This window comes from Pseudomonas sp. R4-35-07, from assembly GCF_003852235.1.
Classification (GTDB): domain Bacteria; phylum Pseudomonadota; class Gammaproteobacteria; order Pseudomonadales; family Pseudomonadaceae; genus Aquipseudomonas.
Genome location: NZ_CP027732.1, coordinates 2,105,762 through 2,124,434, shown reverse-complemented (window position 1 = coordinate 2,124,434; position 18,673 = coordinate 2,105,762). Strand labels below are relative to the sequence as shown.

The following is an 18,673-nucleotide window of genomic DNA, read 5'->3' as shown; positions in this document are numbered from 1 at the left end:
GGGGACTCAAGGGTAAGAGCGCTATCCGAAAAGGCTAAAAGGCCACTGACCCAGCCACTTTCCGGAGGTCACGATGCTCAGCCTGTTTCGCCGCAAAAGGCAGAAGCCCCCTCTGCCACCGACCGTCAACGTCGCCGAAGGTTACCTGTCCATCGAGTCGGCTCACAACTTGTTAGCCGCGGAGCACCGCCGCCAGCTGCTCGATCGCATCTGGCAGTACACCGCCCTCTCCCACGCGCAGTTCATCCAGCTCTATTTAAATCCGATCCATCGCTACGCCGAACAGGTCCAGCAACTCCCGGCCAGCGAGACGCACCACCATGCGTATCTCGGCGGCATGCTCGACCATGGACTGGAACTGGTCGCCTGCAGTTTGAAACTGCGCCAATCCTATCTGCTTCCCACTGGTGCGGCGCCCGAAGACCAGGCCGCCCAGACTGACGCTTGGTCCGCTGGCATCGCCTATGGCGCGTTGCTCCATGACATCGGCAAGATTGCCGTGGACCTGTTTGTCGAACGCCAGGATGGCCGTGTTTGGCATCCTTGGCAGGGTTCCCTGGATCAGCCGTATCGTTTCCGCTATCTCAAGGGGCGCGACTACCACTTGCACGGCGCGGCCGCAGGCTTGCTCTACAACCAGATTATCGACCGGCCAATTCTCGATTGGCTCAGTGGATTTCCGCCTCTGTGGGCCAATCTGCTGTATGTCCTGGCGGGCCAGTACGAACGTGCCGGCGTGCTCGGTGAGTTGGTGATGCAGGCCGACCGCGTTTCCACCGCACAGAACATCGGTGGTAACCCGAGCAAGGCGCTGCAAGCACCGATTCATTCGCTGCAACATCACTTGATCAGCGGATTGCGTCATCTGGTTCAGCACGAACTGAAACTCAACCAGCCAGGTGCCGCGGGATGGCTGACCCAGGACGCGCTCTGGCTCGTCAACAAGACGGTCACGGACAAGCTGCGAGCCTATCTACTGTCGCAATCGATTGAGGGCATTCCCTCGTCCAACCTCGCAGTGTTCGATGAGCTGCAGTCGCACGGATTGGTTGAGTCCACGCCGGAAGGAAAAGCCATCTGGACCGCGCTTGTGGCACAGGGAAATTGGCAGCAGCATTTCACCTTTCTGCGCCTTCAACCGGCACTGATTTGGGGGAACGAAGACCGGCCTGAGACTTTCAGCGGAACAGTGAGCGTGGTAACCGATGACCATCCGTCTGACGCTTCGGCATCACCTCCAGCGCCTAAGACTGTCAGTAATGGATCGCGTCAAAGCTCTTCGCTGACAAATCCCATGGCGATGGAAGACGCTGACTCTCTCGGCACGCTGTTGGATATGTTCGAGCTGGAAGAGCCTGAGGTCAGCGACGAATCGTCAGCACACATTCTCGAAATCTCAAATCCCTCGTCGGATGACCCTGGCCAGGCATTCCTGAATTGGGTCAAAGAAGGCATCCGGAGTCACAGGCTGATCATCAATGACAGCAAGGCCAAAATCCACACGGTGGGTGGGAACGTATTTCTGGTCACCCCTGGTCTCTTTCAACGCTATACGCAGGAGTTCCCCGGCATCTCTCTGGGCGCCTGCCAAGAGATCGAAGAATGGCGTTGGGTGCAGAAGCAGTTTGAGAAACTGAGGGTTCATAGAAAGCGTGGCAACGGTATGAATATCTGGGTATGTACGGTGAGGGGGCCACGAAAAACCTCGAAAATACAAGGATATATCTTACAAAGCCCCGACTACCTATTCGAGAAACTACCAGAGGATAACCCGTTCCTAGAAATAACCGGCAGTACCTAAATGTAGAGATTTCGACAACGTCACCATAAAAATTGGCGCCCTCCAGACTCCTCCCGATAGGCCTCCAGTGCCTCCTCCCGAACCGTCGTGCGGCACACTCCTGAAACTTCATAGGCGTGCGCCTCCGGACTTGCCTAGAGCTTTAGAATCGACTTAACTACGATGGACGCAATAGCAATGAGACAGTACAGTGATATTTTAAAATCAATAATCAAGGAATGACATGGCTGAGACAGCTAATATTGCAAAAATGGCGGAAATACTCTCGAAAGGTATATTCGGAGAGTTTTTATGGAACAGAGTTGGCCCGCACGATAGGAACTGGACTTGCGAAGAACCTGAAAAACATAGCGTTTCGACCCACCCAACCGATATTGTTTTTTGGTACGAAGAGCCGTATTCACAAGCTCGAACCTATATCAACTGCGACCTAAAAAGCTACAAGAAAGAAACAATTACGACTGAAAAAGTTAAAGTGGCCGTAAAGAGTTTGGCCAACAGCTTGGAGTGTGCAGAAAAAAGCCAACCGTGGCAATCTGAATACACTCACGAACATGTCGCAAAAAATATCTGCGGATTGCTTTTTATTTACAACCATGATGGGAAGTTCGATGCGGATTTCTCCAAAAGAATTGAAAATATAAAAAGCGAAGAGCTCAACATCCCCAAAGGTTCTAAGCTCGTCGTACTAAGCCCTGCGGATATATTCTGGCTTAACAATGTCAAGGATGAAATACTTAGAATGCGAGGCAGTGAAGACTTACCATCTCGCAATCAATGCAAATTTTTCTACCCTCATCTATCAAACAAAAAAAACGTTAAGCTTGAAAAGGCCCCAGCTGCCACACTTGAAATGCTTACCTCTTCTTGGATCATCATGCAGTACTCTATGGTTCCCGACGCTCCCAAAAATGATTTTGTAATCTTTTATAGGAAACGAGGCTTTGAACAAGCCGAGTTTTTATACCTGATCGACTGCCTTATGCATTATCAGGTTCTAGTCAGCGGAAACAAAGTGACAATAAAAATTCTTGACCCCCATCAATCAGCAAACGCTAAATTCAAGCTAGCTGTCGACGAATATGCGGAACGTTGCGGCGGTGGAGAAATCGGAAAAATATTGAACAGCATAGAATTCTCCCAAATGACGACTACCACCCAAACATTTTCAGAGGTCGAAATAGGTATGCGTGATGACTGATAAAAAAAATCCACTCTATTATTGTGCTACTGATAAAGAAATTTTTGACGTTCTAAAATCAGCCAAGCAACGATTAACTGAACACGTTCTTTTAGAGCTCGCAAAAGACAAAGGGATTTTCTACTCTGCAAATGAAGATAGAGATGATCTTGCAGAAAAAATCTCACTTCTCCCGCATGATTATTACGACCTGAATGTTTTGCTCTCTAGGCGTGAGCAAAACAATAGAAGTGACAAAATCAAGAGTGAAACGCTTAATGGAAGTCTGACTATTGAAGAGATCAAGGAAATTGCCAAGGAGTTCCAAGAGAGTCCTGAGGAGGATGAGAAAGTAAAGATAGTTCAAGACGGAAACAAGATCACCGTAAAGATAGAATATTCCGACTTGAACTACGCCAAAAGCAGACTGATGCAACGCATCAAAAAAGAAGCCGACATTGAGTTTGAGGTTAATTCAAAAAATACAATCTTGAGATTCCCAGCAAACAGCAAAGGAGAATCTATAGCAAAAAAAACTAACAAACAGGATAGAAGAAAAAAAGAAAGAAATCATTCCTATCTTAAAAATTGAGCTAATTGACATTTCGGGACATCTCGCAAAAACTGAATTTTTCACACGACTTATCACATCACTACCCGGATTTAGACTTAGCAATGTTACCAATATAAAAGTTGAGTCCAGCCACACAAAGAACAATCTGCCTAGCGATGACGAGGAGGAAGCGGACATTAGTGATGAAGCCCGGGATGAGATGTTAGGCGTAGTAAAAAACGCAGCACTACGTGGAGAAAGCCTTCTCAGCTCTAAACAATACCAAGATCTCAAAAACGGAGGATTCTACATAGCCTCTATCGTATGGAGGTCCGATAAAACTTCAGGAAAAAGAGAGCGAGTAGAATTTTTTGCTGGATTTGAGAAACCTGAAACTGGGGAAGGTTTTAAATTCAGTATCAAAGGGTATTACAACTTTAGCAGCCTTGAATACACAAAAAGCATTAGATCATTCAAAGACGATGAAAAACGAGAGTATATTGCACTAATTGAGCAGACAGCTCAAATTGTGATCCATAACTTAAAGACAGAGCAAACCTCGTACACCAATGGCAGCCAAAAGGAAGACGAGCAATGACCAGAATAAAATGGTACAAGTTTTCCTCTAGTTTAGACGCCGAAACTTTGAACTCAAAAATCAACAAGATAAAGTTCAATCAATATTCTTCCGATGGTTTTCAAATCTCAAGTTTTCGCAAGGATAGAATCGAGGCAAGATATATCGAAAGAATTGAATATGACGAATCCCAAAAAGATCCATTTGGCGAAACCATAACCACCCGCAGAATCGTATATAGGGACACACAGTTTAAGATATTTTTTAGCAGTAACACTTTGGAAATCATCAATCCAGGAAGAAACTTAAACACATTTATAATGAAACTTGGCGAAGCTAGTGGTTTTAATTTTTCCATCGAACCCATCTCTTTGGACATTAGAAAACTCACTTATACCAATAATTTCTTAGCTTCGAATTTCCAAAACACCTCAATAAGTATCTCGCAGATAGACCTTGGCGAGGGTACCTCTGCAAAAATCACTGCAACTGGCGGATTGAACATCAAAGAAACGGTTGAGCAGTTGATCGCCGGAAGAGCCTACTACATATCGGCATTGACATTTAAATCAACCACTCGGGATTTTGTTGCGAGCTTTGTTATAACAAGAGATGGAGGGCTCAAAACCGCAGGAAAAGATTCCAACCGGCTTATAGAGTTTCTAAAATCTGAAATTTTTATTATTTGACAAGCGCTCTAATAGCAAGAGCGCTCATCACTCAAGCACGCGACGCAGTCCTTGTCACCGCGTTGATATAGCACCACAGTTTTTAGCTTAAGCATTGGACCACTTTTCTTGTAGTTTGATTGAAATTTTCGGGAGTAAGAGCATCAATAGGTGAAAAGCCTTTTAGTCGCTCATGGGGCTCACAGAGCATCCGATAAAGCGTCCAAGCATTTACATCTGGAAACCGCTCAAGCAATACGAGTACCAACTTATGCCGCAACGGATCAAGCTGCCAATCCGGAATGCGCTGACCGCGATTCCCCAGGCTCAGGGACAGCAGACGGCGAGCCTTGATATCACGGTTGATCTGATCTCGGGATTTGCCAGCCAATTTCGCGAAAACCAGTAACGGCAAATTACTAGCGGCCTCATAAATGGCAAGCATCTCGGCGCGTTCGCGCTGGATGTCAGACACGTGAGATTTATGCGGCGTTTCAGTCGGGGCCGAAAGAGGTACGACAGGCGGCTGGTGCGACACAATCAGAGCTGGTTCGTTGCTAACCGAAGCCTTGGGCGCCGAGACGGTTGTCATCGGAAAGGCGCCGTTGAATTGAATGGAATTCGTTTTCACGTTTTCCAGCGACGGCAGCGAAGCGGCCCCCTCCAATCGGATGGTAAGCGGAGAGCTTGCCGCTTTCAGCTGGCCCTGCCCCCAAAGATCGAGACGATTCGCCCAGTCCTGCATCATCGTCCGGCGTTGCTCGACATACTCCGCGTGATTGTAGGCCGCACTCACCTTGTCTGGATCGGCATGAGAAAGCTGGGCATCCACCCACACCTTCGGGTATCCGATCTCGTTCAGCGCCGTCGAGATCGTCGCTCTCATGCCATGACCGGTGAGTTGATCGGCGTACCCCATCCGGCGTAACGCGCCATTCAGCGTGTTCTCACTGATACGCTTGCTCAGATCGCTTCGATGCGCAAACAAGTAGCGTTGTGCGGGGACAACCTGTTCCAGCAAGTGACGCACAATCTCCAGAGCCTGAACCGACAACGGCACGATATAAGGCGGTACACTTTGGGTCTGCTTACCTGGCTTTCGCATGGCTAGCTGGAGCTGTTTCACCACCTCCGCGGGTATCACCCACAACCGTTTCTCCAGATCGAACTGGTCGGGTGTTGCCAACCGCAATTCGCCCGTGCGGACACCGGTCAGCAGCAACAACCGAAGGCCAAGCCGAGTTTGGTTGGCGCCACCGTAGTTTCGAAGAGCAGCCATCAATGCCGGGAGCTCGTCCATACGAAGAAATGGATTATGCGTAACCGGAGGTTTGGGGAGTGCAACCACATCAAGGTCTGAAGCTGGGTTGTGTTCCAGCCCCTCGATCTTCACCAGCGCATAGCGGAACAATTGGTTGAACCAGGTCCGGCATTTTTCGGCGGTCGTTAAGGCTTTGCGCTGTTCGATCCTGCTCAGCAAATCCAGCAAATCATGACGACTGATATCGTAGATAGACCGCACACCGAGCGTGGGCAGAACGTCCTTATTGAAGATTCGCAGGATTTGCGAGAGCGTACTCTGGCGCCCTTCCTTCAGGCTCAGCCTACGGAACTCCACCCACTGATTGAACACAGCCTCAAAGGTGTGCTCTGCCGCAAAACGAACAGCACGACGCTGCTGCTTACGGTGCTCATAGGGATTGATGCCTTGGGCGACCAAGGCTCGCGCCTCGTCACGTCGGACGCGGGCTTCTTTGAGGCTGATTTGCGGATAGCTACCCAGAGACATGCGCTTCTGCACGCCCGCCCAGTAGTATCTGAAACGCCAGATTTTTCCGCCGCGAGCCGTCACGTTGAGCGCAAGCCCATCCGTGTCGCCTATCGTGTAGTCATTGCCGGTGATTCGGGCTTGCCGAACGGTAGTATCCGAGAGTGCCATAGCGAGCTCCTGAACAGAGTCAGGGCCAGATGCTCGTCTCGCTATCCAAGCTGCTCCAGCAAAAAACCGATTCAGTGCACATCCAAATCCAAGATCCTCATTCGGGACTTAAATCGGGACTTAAAAGCACTGGATGGAGCTGGATTTCAGTGGTTCCCGCTGGAACGAAAAAAGGGCCTAAAGGCCCTGATTTCAATCACTTACAGAATTCAGTGGAACTCTGCAGCGCAATATTTGGAGCGGGAAACGAGACTCGAACTCGCGACCCCGACCTTGGCAAGGTCGTGCTCTACCAACTGAGCTATTCCCGCTTGGTGATGCGCATTCTATAGAATCCCCAGCACCCGTCAACCCCTTGATTCAAAAAAGTTTATTTCTTTTCAACGGTGGTGCGCAGGTGGGGCCAGGCGGCGCGCAGGTATTGCAGCATGGACCACAGCGTCAGGCCTGCAGCGATGAGCAACAAGGCGTAGCCGGTGAGGACCCAGAACGAGAAGTCCGACGGATTGGCCAGCAGGATGACCAGCGCGAGCATTTGCGCGGCTGTTTTCCATTTGCCCATGTTCGATACGGCGACGTGGGCGCGGGCGCCGATTTCGGCCATCCATTCGCGCAGGGCCGAGACAACGATCTCGCGACCGATGATCACGGCAGCCGGCAGGGTCAGCCACAAGTTGCCATGTTCCTGCACCAAGAGCACCAGGGCCACGGCGACCATGAGTTTGTCGGCCACCGGGTCAAGGAACGCGCCAAACGGGGTGCTTTGCTCCAGGCGGCGCGCCAGGTAGCCGTCAAGCCAGTCGGTGGCGGCGGCAAAGGCGAATACCGAACTGGAGGCGACATAGCTCCATTCATACGGCAAATAGAACAGCAGGATAAAAATCGGGATAAGCAGGACGCGTAGAACGGTGATCAGATTAGGGATATTCATCGGCACAACTGGCTACGAGGTGAGAAGGCATTCTATTCGCTGTGCAGATTGGCATAAATCAATTCAGCGAGCTTTTTACTGATACCGGGTGCTTTGGCTATTTCGTCAATGCTGGCACGGGAGAGCTCCTGCAAGCCACCAAAATGTTTAAGCAAGTCGCGACGCCGCGTCGGGCCGACCCCTGCCACCCCTTCCAGGGTTGAGGTTCGGCGGGTTTTGCCGCGTCGTGCACGGTGGCCGGTAATGGCGAAGCGGTGGGCTTCGTCACGAATCTGTTGGATCAGGTGCAGCGCCGGGGAGTCGCCCTTCAAAGTGAACTCATGCGCGGCATCATTCAAGTACAACGTCTCGAAACCGGCCTTGCGCGTGGCGCCCTTGGCCACCCCGAGCAGGATCAGGTCGGGCACGGCGAGTTCATTGAGGACGTCGCGGGCCATGGACAACTGGCCCTTGCCGCCGTCCACCAAGAGGATATCGGGCAACTTGCCCTCGCCTTCCTTCAACTTGCTGAAGCGCCGCGTGAGGGCCTGGTGCATGGCGGCGTAGTCATCGCCGGCGGTAACGCCTTCGATGTTGTAACGCCGGTAGTCGGCCTTGATCGGGCCTTCAGGGCCGAACACTACGCAGGAGGCCACGGTGGCTTCGCCGCTGGAGTGGCTGATGTCGTAGCACTCCAGGCGCTGGGGCGGCTCGTCCAGGTTGAGCACTTCGGCCAGGGCTTCGAAGCGTGCGGCGACGTGCTGTCGATTGGCCAGGCGCGCGCCCAGGGCCTGTTCGGCGTTGGTCACGGCCAGCTGCTGCCAGCGGGCACGGGTGCCGCGAACGCGGTGGCTGATGTCTAGCTCGCGACCGCGCAGTTCATGGATCGCCTCGATCAGGGTCGGGAAATCCTCGTGGACCACGTTGACGATCAGCTCCGACGGCAAGTCGCGCTCAGGGCTACTCACATAATATTGGCCGAGGAACGCGGCCATCACCTCGGAGACGTCTTCATCGATCCCGGTTTGCGGGAAGAAGTTCTTGCTGCCCAGCACCCGCCCGCCACGCACGCTGATCAGGTGCACACAGGCGCCGCCCGGGTTGACGAACGCCGCGATCACGTCGACGTCGCCGGTGCCGCCTTCCATGCTCTGCTGGTCCTGGACGCGGCGCAGCAGCGATATCTGGTCGCGCAGCTCGGCAGCCTTCTCGAAATCCAGGGTGCTGGCCGCCTGCTCCATGGCCCCGGACAGTTCATCGGTCAGCGCGTTGCTGCGCCCCTCGAGGAACATCACCGAGTGACGCACATCCTCGGCGTACTCCGCCGGCTCCACCAGGCCCACACAGGGCGCCTTGCAGCGCTTGATCTGGTACTGCAGGCACGGGCGCGTACGGTTCTTGTAGAAGCTGTCTTCACACTGGCGCACAAAAAACGTCTTCTGCAGCAGGCTCAAGCTCTCGCGAATGGCGCCGGCGCTGGGGTAAGGCCCGAAATACTTGCCCTTCTGCTTCTTCGCACCCCGGTGGATGCTCAGGCGCGGGAAGGCACCATCCGACAAAAACACGTAGGGGTAGGATTTATCGTCACGCAGCAGGATGTTATACGGCGGCCGCCATTCCTTGATCAGCGTCTGCTCAAGCAGCAGCGCTTCAGTTTCATTGGCGGTAATGGTGGTTTCGACTTGGGCGATACGCGCAACCAGGGCGGCGGTTTTCGGCGCGAGACCGGTCTTGCGAAAATAGCTCGCCAGACGGTTTTTCAGGTTCTTGGCCTTGCCTACGTAGAGCAGGCGCGCCTCGCTGTCGAACATACGGTACACGCCGGGGCGGCCGCTGCAGGTCGAGAGAAAGGCACTTGGATCAAACGGTGTGGTCATGTCAGGCGCTAGCGTCCACCATGCCGTGGCGCACCGCGAGCAGGGTCAATTCAACATCACTGCTGATGGCGAGTTTCTCGAAGATGCGATAGCGGTAGGTGTTGACGGTCTTGGGCGAGAGGCACAGCTTATCGGAGATCGACTGCACCTTCTGGCAACCGACGATCATCAAGGCGATCTGGATTTCCCGCTCCGACAGCGCGTCAAACGGCGAGTCGCTGGTGGGCTGAAAGGATTTGATGGCCAGCTGCTGGGCAATCTGCGGGCTGATGTAGCGCTGGCCGGCAAATACCAGGCGAATGGCTTGCACCATTTCCGCCAGGCCGGCGCCTTTGGTGAGGTAACCCGCGGCTCCCGCCTGCAGCAGACGCGTAGGAAATGGGTCCTCTTCGCACACCGTTACTACCACAACCTTGATATCCGGATGGCTGCGCAATAATTTGGTAGTGGCGCCCAGACCGCCGATTCCCGGCATCTTGACGTCCATCAACACCACATCGGGTTTCAATTCCCGGGCCTTGATCAGAGATTCCTCCCCCGACTCGGCCTGGCCGACTACTTGCAGGCCGTCGATGTCAGCCAGCATTCGTGTAATGCCTGTACGAACGAGATCATGGTCATCGACTACTAGCACCCTAATCAAGCAGACACCTCGCGATATGGTCTTATAGGTTGCTGAACACCTTAGCAAAAAACCAGGGCGCAGACCTAGCTGCAAGCGTCATATATGTGGAGTTTGAGCGCTCGGCACGCCTCTATCGAGCGGCGAACGGCCGGATTTGCTGGGCAAAAGGTCAGGAATCCTGCGGCGCAGGCTTGGTTTTTCCATGGCGAGAAAGGGAATGCTCGGCCAGGGTCGACGTCAGGCGGCGGATTGCCTCTTGGTCTTCCTTGAACAATGCCCGGTAATCAACCAGCACTTTTTCTTCAAGCTGGCTCAGATTTTCCAGTGGAGTCGGCGTCGCGGTCCCGGTCAACACGTACAGCACATCCACGCCTCTGCCGGCCACGCGAGACAAGTAGTCGGCCTTGGGCGCGCGCCCACCGCTTTCATATTTGCCCTGGGCGTTGGCTTCGACGCCTCCGATTTCACCAAACACTTTTTGCGACAGGCCAAGTCGCTCTCTTTCTTGCCTTAAACGCGAACCGATTCCACTCATCTGGATGCATGATCCTATTTGGCACACCGCAAGAGGTGACAGGCTTATCACTTCGTTAAACAAATTAAACGGTTTTTTGAACTATGCCCGCAATGCGTACCCCTGCACAAGGCCAGGCTGAAACATCAAGGAACGGCACCGTCAACAGGATGTTGAGCGACAAACGCGTTCCATCCGCCAGAATCCGGCCTCTTCACCGACAACGCTGAACCCCGTGCGCTGATAAAGCCTTTTGGCCGGGTTGGTCTTGAACACGGTTAAACGCAACAGGCCCGGCACTTGGGCCTTGAGCGCCATCTGCTCCAGCACCCAAGTGCCCGCACCGAGCCCGCGATAGGCCTCGAGCATATGCAGTTCGCGGATATAGAGCGCGTGGCTATCACGGCTCAGGCTGATAAACCCGACAACGCAGTCATCCGCGTAAATCAGCCAGTTTTCTCGAGCAGCCCAGGCCCTATCAAAGCCATCGTCGGACCACAGTAACTGGTTTTGCACGTAATAACGGTCCATCGCCCGGTGAGTCAGGGATCGTGCAAAAGGCAGGTCGTGGTCCGTCGCAGCGCGCAGGTAGAAAGGCATTTACACAGCCACCACGTGCCCAACCCAGCGCTCGCCATCGCGACGGGCAATCGCCAGCGCTTCGCCGACGCCAGGCACCGCCGCAAGCAAACGACCATCATCCGCCCATATCGCACTGCGGCCGGCACAAGCCCAGCCGCCCGACGGGCCACCATGGTTAGCCATCAACACCAGAAGGCGATGCTCGGCCGCATACCCCTGGAGCAGCGCGCTGTCCGTGGCGTAGCCGCTCTCGCTGATCAATACGCCTGCGGCATAGACCGTGGCGCCCGCCAGCGCCGCCTGGCGCGGATGACTGGCGTGGGAAAAGTCAGCGCACACAGCCAGCGCAATACGATCCTTCCCCCACTCAAGCGCCGCACCGCCCTGCCCGGCCGCAAACGCGAGTTCTTCGCCCGGATGCAGATGCTGTTTGGTATAGACCGCCACCGAGCCATCAGCCCCCAGCACCAAGGCGCCGATCAGCACATCCGACCCTGGCGCCAGGCGGATCGGCATACCCACCACCGCCGTCAACTGCAGCTCCCGCGCCATCTCGCGTAATGGCATCAGCAGTGGGTCTTCAGGCGCAATGGCCAGCTTGGCTGCCAGCGCGGGCTCATAGCCGGTCAGCGACAGCTCTGGAAACACCAGCAATTGCACGCCCTGTGCAGCTGCAGCCTGCATGAACTCGAGATGTCGCGCGATGTTGGCTGCTACGTCGCCTGCGATGGAAAGGGTTTGCGCCGCAGCAAGGGTCAAGGCAGTCATGGTTGCGTCCTGGCAATCTTAAGTGCGTTCAGCATATCGACACTCCCCCCATAGCCGTAAGTCCCCCCATGCGATAGAAATTACTGATTGAATCCACCTGCGCCGCTCTAGTAAGCTCCCCGCATCATTTGGAGACATGCCATGTTGCAACTCACCCACACTCAGGTTTGCCCCGCTGCCAGCGCATCGCGCTCGGTGTCGGCTACCCGTGTGAACGGTTCGAGCACACTGGTCAGCTTTTATTTTGGGTATTGGTTTAGCCGCTGGCGCGCCTGATACCTGAAATCGGCGCCCACTACTCAAGGGGTCGCCTGCCAGAGAAATCTAACCCCCGGTCGGCTCCCCGACCGGGGGTTTTGTTTTTTCAGGCCCTGATAATTTTTTTGATCAGCACACTTAAATAAAGGAATCACGCCATGAACACCATCACCTATTACCGCCACGACACTTGCGCTGCATGGCGATTTAGCCAGCCCCGTTCGGGACAGCCTGCCGCCTCCGACCGGTCACCTCTTGGTGGCAAGCCAACACACGTAGCCGATACGGCCAATTGTCGAACACCCCAGTAGGCCAAGCGCGCGGGAATTGCCCGCCGCTTGCCCAGGAAATCTAGAATATGAACGTCTCTGTCGCCGCTTTGCCCGTCTCCACCCTGGACAGCGCCAATGAAGCCCTGACCCAGCGCCTGCCCAGCGCCCTTGAGCTCAAGCATCAACTGCCCCTCAGCCCGTTCCTCAATGAACAGGTGCACGCCCACCGCCAAGCCGTGCGCGCCATCCTCAATGGGCATGATCCACGCTTGCTGGTGATTGTCGGCCCGTGCTCGATACACGACCCGCAATCGGCCCTGGAATACGCGCGCAACCTGAAGAAGCTCGCGCTTGAAGTCAGCGACCAGATGCTGCTGGTCATTCGCGCCTACGTCGAAAAACCGCGCACGACCGTTGGCTGGAAAGGCCTGGCTTACGATCCGCACCTCGATGGCAGCGACGACATGGCCGCAGGCCTGACCCTGTCCCGGGAACTGATGCGCGAAATGCTGCGCCTGGGCCTGCCGGTCGCCACCGAGCTGCTGCAACCCATGGCCGCCGGCTACTTCGATGACCTGCTCAGTTGGGTCGCGATTGGTGCGCGCACCACCGAATCGCAGATCCACCGCGAAATGGCCAGCGGCCTGGGCATGCCCGTTGGCTTCAAAAACGGCACCGACGGCGGCGTCGCGATTGCCTGTGACGCGATGCGCTCGGCCTCGCACCCGCACCGCCACTTCGGCGTCGACAGCCAGGGCCATCCGGCGACCATCCAGACGTCTGGCAACCCCGACACCCACCTGGTGCTGCGCGGCGGTCACCGCGGGCCAAACTACGATGCGCAGAGCGTGTCCCAAGTCAAACATGACCTGGCCAAATCCAACGTTGCGGCACGCATCATGGTCGATTGCAGCCACGCCAACAGCGGCAAAGACCCGTTGCGCCAGCCGGCGGTGTTCAGCGAGGTGCTGGAGCAACGCTTGCAAGGCGATACGTCGCTGATCGGCATGATGCTCGAAAGCCACCTGTTCGAAGGTTGCCAGCCTCTGAGCCCGTCAATGAAATACGGCGTGTCGGTAACCGATGGCTGCCTGGGTTGGGCGGGCACCGAGCAGTTGCTGCGCAGTGCCGCCGAGCGCCTTCGTGAACACAGCCATACCCAATGATTGGCCGTCATCGGGCACAAGCCACTTGGGCAGTTACGTGGGCCTAGACGCCGACCACCGGTCCGCGGGACAGCGCCCTTAGCCACGGCAAAACCCGCAAGCCGGTCATGGCCTCGGGGGGGTCGATGATGTCCATGAAATGTTCGAGATTGACGTTATCCGGTACGCCCGGCAGGCGTACCGCTACCGTCGGCATTGCGCCGCCGGGACCACCCAGGTCAAGGTCGTCGTAGATCAATACATGGCGTGCCTGAGGGTGGGGCCCACGCGCATGGGCCGCCAGCCCCGCATTGATGATCAGCACATCGAAGGGTTCGGCCGGAATGGCGGTGAGAATCTGGACTTCTTCGAAGGTTTGCACCGGCACGATCCGGTAATACCCCAACTGGTTAAGCATCTTTTCGATGTAGAGCCGCTGCAAGTGCAGATCATCGGCAAGCAGGACGGTCAGTGCTTTGTTCGGCATGGCAAACCCCTGGGCAGGCAGCGCTCGTCAGTGAGCGTGGCCCATTTTCCAGACAAATCCCGACGACAAAATCAGGCATGTTCCCCCAGCACGTAGGACTTCTCCCAAAAGCTCCGAATGGTTGTTATCGGGATCAAGGCTGATTGCAATGGAGACTCAACCCCTCATGCAAAGCGATCATCGCCTGCGCCACCTCATCGATCGCCACCCCCAGCGCGTTGCGGTCCTGGCTTTCACAGGCTGCCTCCAGTGCTTCACAGCGAGCGATTAACACCTGTGCCTTGACCATGCGGGCACCGCCCTTGGCGCGATGGGCGAGGTCGTGCAGCCTGGCGAAGTCCGCCTTGCGCTGCAGCGTCGGCAATAGCGCCCGGTCCGCCTCGAGGCTGTCGAGCAAGGGGGTCAACAATTCGGTAAGCGCGTGATGGTCCTCGCCTGTCAACGCGATCAAGGTGCTCAAATCAAACGCTGCCGCCTCTGGGCTCAGGGCGTAAGTGGAGCGCGACGCCAGCGCCACGCGCAAATCGTCAAGCCCGGTGGGTTTGAACAGGCACCCATCCATACCGGCTTGCCGACAGCGCTCGGCCTCTTCGGGTTGTGCGTTGGCGGTAAACCCCAGCAGCAGGCACGGCGCCAGGCCTCGTTCACGCTCCAATACGCGGATGTCCTGTGCCAACTGGTAGCCATTCTTGAACGGCATGTTGCAATCGGTGATGACGCCATCGAACTGCCCGGCACGCCATTGCTCGAGCCCCTGAATCCCGTCCTCGGCCGTGGTGATACGGTGGCCCAGGAAACTCAACTGCCGAGCCAGCAGCAAGCGGTTGGCCGGGTAGTCGTCCACCACCAGGATACTCAGGGCATCGGGCGGCTCTGCCGGAGGGTTTGCCGACGCCCCCTCCTGCGCCAATACAGCGGTCATGACCAAGGCCAACGTTACATCTACCCGCGAGCCCTGCCCCAGCACACTGCTCAAGTGCAGTCGCCCCCCCATCATTTCGCACAGGTTGCGGCTGATCACCAACCCCAGGCCGGAGCCGCTACGTGCCGACTGTTCGCCATTGCTGCCCTGGATAAAGGGGCTGAACAGGCGCAGCTGGTCGTGGGCGCTGATGCCAATTCCGGTGTCTTGCACCCAGAATTTCAGCTCCAGATGCTCCCCTTCGATCACCGCATGAGCACCGAGCCTGACCTCGCCCTCGTGGGTAAACTTTATGGCATTGCTCAACAAATTCGACACCACCTGCTTGAAACGCAGTGGGTCAATCAGGACCACGCGGTCGATCAACGGATCAAGTTCAACCTGCAGCGCCAGCCCCTTGGCCCGCGCCAGACCTTCGAACACCCGCGCCACCGAGGTCAGTAACTCGTGCAGATTGGCCGGTTCCAGGGCCAACGACAGATGACCGGACTCGATCCGTGCGATGTCGAGAATATCGCCGATCAACTCCAGCATGCCACGCGAAGCCTCCGACGCCACTTCCAGGGCATCCCGGTCGGCCACGCCCCGCTCGGCATTCTTCAGGGCCAGCTCGATCATGCCGATCACCGCGTTCATCGGCGTACGGATCTCGTGACTCATGGTCGCCAGGAAGGTGGTCTTGGCCCGGTTGGCGGCGTCAGCCTCGTCCTTGGCTTCTTGCAGCTGACCCAACAACTGTTGGCGCTCGCTGACGTCCACCCAACCGGCAATCATGCCCACCACTTTCTCGTCACCGTCGCGATAGGGCAGCATCCACTGGTAGATGGTCAGGGCATCGCCGTTGGGCAATTTGAGTATTCGATCATGAATCTGCGGCTCGCCTTCTGCCATCAGGCGCAGGTAATCCTGATGAAACGACTGAGCCTGGGGCAGGTTGTCGGCGTCGGTTTCGACCACGGTTTTACCAATCACGTCTTCGAGCTTATAACCGAATACGTCCAGGTAAGCGTTATTGCAGGCCATCAATCGCCCCTGCCGGTCACGCACATAAATTGGGTGCGGCGTGCCGTCGATCAACACGCTCATGAAGCGCATCTGGTCGCTCAAGGCCCGTTCGGCCTGGACGCGCTTGCGAATCAGGCTGCGCAGGTAGATGGCCCAGCTCAATGTGATGATCAGCAGTAACGCGGCCAGCCCGAACCCCTGGATGATCATGTTGCGGTGCCTGAGCCAATAACTGTCTTCGATGATCACCTCGCTGCGCCATTGAGAGATCATCTCATCCATTTCCTGCGGGGTGATGCTCAGCAGCGCTTTGTCGAGGATCGAATAAAGCTCCAACTGACTGCGGTTGACCCCGAACGTGATTCGCGCAGGCTCGGAGCCGACCGTACTGGTGATTCGCAGCCGGTCGCGGTAATACCGGGCGATCATATAGCGCGCACTGATCAGGGCGTTGACCGTCCCCTCCGCTTCGCCATTCGCCACCATCGCCATCGCCTGCTCCGCGCTCTCGACATCGATAAACACGATGCCGGGAAAGTCCCGTGAGATCGTATCGCGCAGCCCATTGCCGCTGATCATCGCCAGGCGTTTACCTATCATATCTTCCAAGGTGACCGGGCTGTGTTGATCACCTCGGGTGATCAGCACCAAGGCGTTGGTCAGGTAGGGACGGGTAAACCGCACCTTTTCGGCGCGTTCAACACTGGGGGTCACGACCGCCATCATATCCGCCGCGCCCACGTTGACCTGGTCGATCTGACGCGGTATCGAGTTGCCCCGCACCACGTCGAACTTCAAACCGGTGCGCAGGCTGATGCGCGCCAGCACCTCGGCACTCAGTCCCTCGAACTGCCCCTGGTCGTCGATGACCGACAGCGGCAGCAGTTTGTCGAGTACCGCGACCTTGACCCGTGGATGCTTGAGGAGCCAACGTTGTTCGCTGGCACTCAGGTGCAAACGACCGGCCCCGACAATCCCGAGGTTGCCGCCGCTCCAGCGGCGCAATATTTCCATCTGCTCACCGGCGGGAATTGCCTCCAGCGCAGCATTGATGATCGGCGGCAACCGCGTATTCCGCTGGGTGAACGCAAAGGCAAACGGGTTGACTTCAAGGGTTGAAAAATCCGCCATGCGTACAACATTGAGCTGGTTTCGGTGGATCAGGTAATTGGTGCTGATAGCATCGCCCAGATACACATCGGCGCGGCCGAACGCCACTGCGCCCATGGCCTCGAAGGCCGAAGAAAACAACTCTACCTGGGCATGGGGGTAAAACGCCCGCACCACTTCAGGTTGCAGATAGTGATAGAGCATCGCCACGCGCTTGCCCGCCAAGTCCTCGGTCAGCGCCTGGCTATCGCTGGTGCGGGTCACCAGAGTGGGTTGGTCATTGGCGTAGGAACGGGACAGGACCAGTTGCGGGTCGGCCGCTTCATAGCCATTGGCCGAGCCGAGGAAGTCCACATCACCCCGCTTGAGGGCTTCAATCACTTCATCTCGAGTTTCGTAACACCGGACCTCAATGGGAATATTCAGGGCCTGGCTGATCAGCGCTGCAAAGTCGGCGGTGATGCCTTCGAGTTCTTCACGGTTATTGGTCAGGTCAAACGGGGCGTAATCAGGAGCGGACACCCCCATCAGCAATGTGCGCCGTTCGCGCAACCAGCTCCAGTCAGCCTCTTGCAGCGTGACGGTCGGAGGGGTGATACGGGAGTGGCCCAATAGCCGCAAGACATTGGGCTCATCAAGCGCCATCGCGACCATGGGCAACAGGCTCAACCAGAGGATCGTGGCGAACCGCTTGAACGCGATGGCGGTCATTTCAAATCAGATCAGATGATTGCGCTGGGCAAATTTGGACAGATGCACCACTGAGGACATACGTAATTTCTCCTTGAGGCGAGTCTTGTAGGTGCTGATCGTCTTGTGGCTCAACAGCATGTCTTCGGCAATTTCCTTGTTGCCCAGCCCCAGGGCCAGTTTCTGCAACACAGTCAGTTCACGGTCCGACAAGCATTCGATCATCTGCCGTTCTGTTTCTTGCAGATCGTCACGGCGTACCGAGCTGGTCGGCAGGCTGGGGAAACAGCTGTAGCCGGACTGGATCGCTCTAATGGCCTTTTGCAGTTCGTCCAGCTCGCCGGTCTTGGCCACGAACCCCATGGCTCCGGCCCGCATGCAACGGGTGGAAAAGAATACGGCCAGGTAAGAGGTCAGCACCAGGATCCTGCACGGCAGGCCCAGGGACTTGATCCGACAGATAACTTCCAACCCACCCAGCTTGGGCATCGCCAGGTCGAGGATGATCAGTTCGGGACGTTGCTCCCGCGCCAATTGCATTGCATCTGCACCGTCACCCGCCTGATAAATGTCATCGAATCCTTCCAACTTCAGCAAATGCTTGACCGTCGCACGTATAAACGGATGGTCATCCACGATTAATGCCTTGCTCATACACACCCCTTGGCGGTCAACGTACCCTTACAGATCAAATGGGACCTCGTCACCTGTGAGAAATGACAGTTCCGACCAACGGTACTGCAAACTCTCAGGACGATAACCACTCACAGCCAGGCCCCTCGCATTGAAA

General features: G+C 56.0%; 16 protein-coding genes and 1 tRNA gene. 6 read left to right on the top strand and 11 right to left on the bottom strand.

The window, feature by feature from the left end; translation table 11 throughout:
- Nucleotides 1–73 precede the first annotated feature (73 nt).
- From mobH to C4J89_RS09795, 5 genes are all read left to right on the top strand, one after another.
- Nucleotides 74–1,801 (top strand): MobH family relaxase, encoded by a 1,728-nt coding sequence (gene mobH / locus C4J89_RS09815; RefSeq protein ID WP_124403691.1) that lies wholly within the window; start codon nt 74–76, stop codon nt 1,799–1,801.
- A 223-nt stretch (nt 1,802–2,024) separates the two neighbouring features.
- Nucleotides 2,025–3,002 (top strand): hypothetical protein, encoded by a 978-nt coding sequence (locus C4J89_RS09810; protein WP_124362159.1) that lies wholly within the window; start codon nt 2,025–2,027, stop codon nt 3,000–3,002.
- Nucleotides 2,995–3,573, top strand: coding sequence for a hypothetical protein (locus tag C4J89_RS09805; RefSeq protein ID WP_124409517.1), 579 nt, complete (start codon nt 2,995–2,997; stop codon nt 3,571–3,573). The genes C4J89_RS09810 and C4J89_RS09805 overlap by 8 nt, the downstream gene beginning before the upstream one ends.
- A 181-nt stretch (nt 3,574–3,754) precedes the next feature.
- A complete protein-coding gene (locus C4J89_RS09800; RefSeq protein ID WP_124403689.1) occupies nt 3,755–4,132 on the top strand; it encodes a hypothetical protein in 378 nt (125 codons plus the stop codon).
- Entirely contained in the window at nt 4,129–4,800 is a 672-nt protein-coding gene (locus C4J89_RS09795; RefSeq protein WP_124403688.1) for a hypothetical protein, read from the top strand. The genes C4J89_RS09800 and C4J89_RS09795 overlap by 4 nt, the downstream gene beginning before the upstream one ends.
- 82 nt (nt 4,801–4,882) lie before the next feature.
- On the opposite strand, the gene C4J89_RS09790 is transcribed toward C4J89_RS09795, so the two are convergent.
- From C4J89_RS09790 to C4J89_RS09755, 8 genes are all read right to left on the bottom strand, one after another.
- Nucleotides 4,883–6,718, bottom strand: a complete 1,836-nt coding sequence (locus C4J89_RS09790) for an integrase arm-type DNA-binding domain-containing protein (protein WP_124362156.1) — start codon at nt 6,716–6,718, stop codon at nt 4,883–4,885.
- 235 nt (nt 6,719–6,953) lie between these two features.
- Nucleotides 6,954–7,029 (bottom strand) — tRNA-Gly (locus tag C4J89_RS09785).
- Between the two features lie 59 nt (nt 7,030–7,088).
- Nucleotides 7,089–7,649 carry a CDP-diacylglycerol--glycerol-3-phosphate 3-phosphatidyltransferase gene (gene pgsA, locus C4J89_RS09780; protein ID WP_034119069.1) on the bottom strand — a complete coding sequence of 187 codons (561 nt, stop codon included), beginning with the start codon at nt 7,647–7,649 and terminating at the stop codon, nt 7,089–7,091.
- A 32-nt stretch (nt 7,650–7,681) separates the two neighbouring features.
- Nucleotides 7,682–9,505, bottom strand: a complete 1,824-nt coding sequence (gene uvrC, locus C4J89_RS09775) for an excinuclease ABC subunit UvrC (RefSeq protein ID WP_124362155.1) — start codon at nt 9,503–9,505, stop codon at nt 7,682–7,684.
- A gap of 1 nt (nt 9,506) precedes the next feature.
- Nucleotides 9,507–10,148, bottom strand: a complete 642-nt coding sequence (uvrY, locus tag C4J89_RS09770; RefSeq protein ID WP_017530522.1) for a UvrY/SirA/GacA family response regulator transcription factor — start codon at nt 10,146–10,148, stop codon at nt 9,507–9,509.
- A gap of 151 nt (nt 10,149–10,299) precedes the next feature.
- The gene (locus C4J89_RS09765) at nt 10,300–10,665 is read right to left on the bottom strand and encodes a helix-turn-helix domain-containing protein (RefSeq protein WP_124362154.1); all 366 of its coding nucleotides are present in this window, start codon (nt 10,663–10,665) and stop codon (nt 10,300–10,302) included.
- Nucleotides 10,666–10,806: 141 nt separating this feature from the next.
- Nucleotides 10,807–11,244 (bottom strand): GNAT family N-acetyltransferase, encoded by a 438-nt coding sequence (locus C4J89_RS09760; RefSeq protein WP_124414350.1) that lies wholly within the window; start codon nt 11,242–11,244, stop codon nt 10,807–10,809.
- A complete protein-coding gene (locus C4J89_RS09755; protein WP_124414349.1) occupies nt 11,245–11,994 on the bottom strand; it encodes a carbon-nitrogen hydrolase family protein in 750 nt (249 codons plus the stop codon).
- A gap of 616 nt (nt 11,995–12,610) precedes the next feature.
- Between C4J89_RS09755 and C4J89_RS09750 the strand changes: the two genes are divergently transcribed.
- Entirely contained in the window at nt 12,611–13,690 is a 1,080-nt protein-coding gene (locus tag C4J89_RS09750) for a 3-deoxy-7-phosphoheptulonate synthase (protein WP_124414348.1), read from the top strand.
- A 43-nt stretch (nt 13,691–13,733) separates the two neighbouring features.
- Here the strand turns inward: C4J89_RS09750 and C4J89_RS09745 are convergent, their stop codons facing one another.
- The 3 genes from C4J89_RS09745 to C4J89_RS09735 form a co-directional block, all read right to left on the bottom strand.
- On the bottom strand, nt 13,734–14,156 hold the full coding sequence (locus C4J89_RS09745; protein WP_124414347.1) for a chemotaxis protein CheY: 423 nt from the start codon (nt 14,154–14,156) through the stop codon (nt 13,734–13,736).
- Nucleotides 14,157–14,289: 133 nt separating this feature from the next.
- Entirely contained in the window at nt 14,290–17,904 is a 3,615-nt protein-coding gene (locus C4J89_RS09740) for a transporter substrate-binding domain-containing protein (protein ID WP_124414346.1), read from the bottom strand.
- A gap of 6 nt (nt 17,905–17,910) precedes the next feature.
- On the bottom strand, nt 17,911–18,537 hold the full coding sequence (locus C4J89_RS09735; protein WP_124362148.1) for a response regulator transcription factor: 627 nt from the start codon (nt 18,535–18,537) through the stop codon (nt 17,911–17,913).
- Nucleotides 18,538–18,673 lie beyond the last annotated feature (136 nt).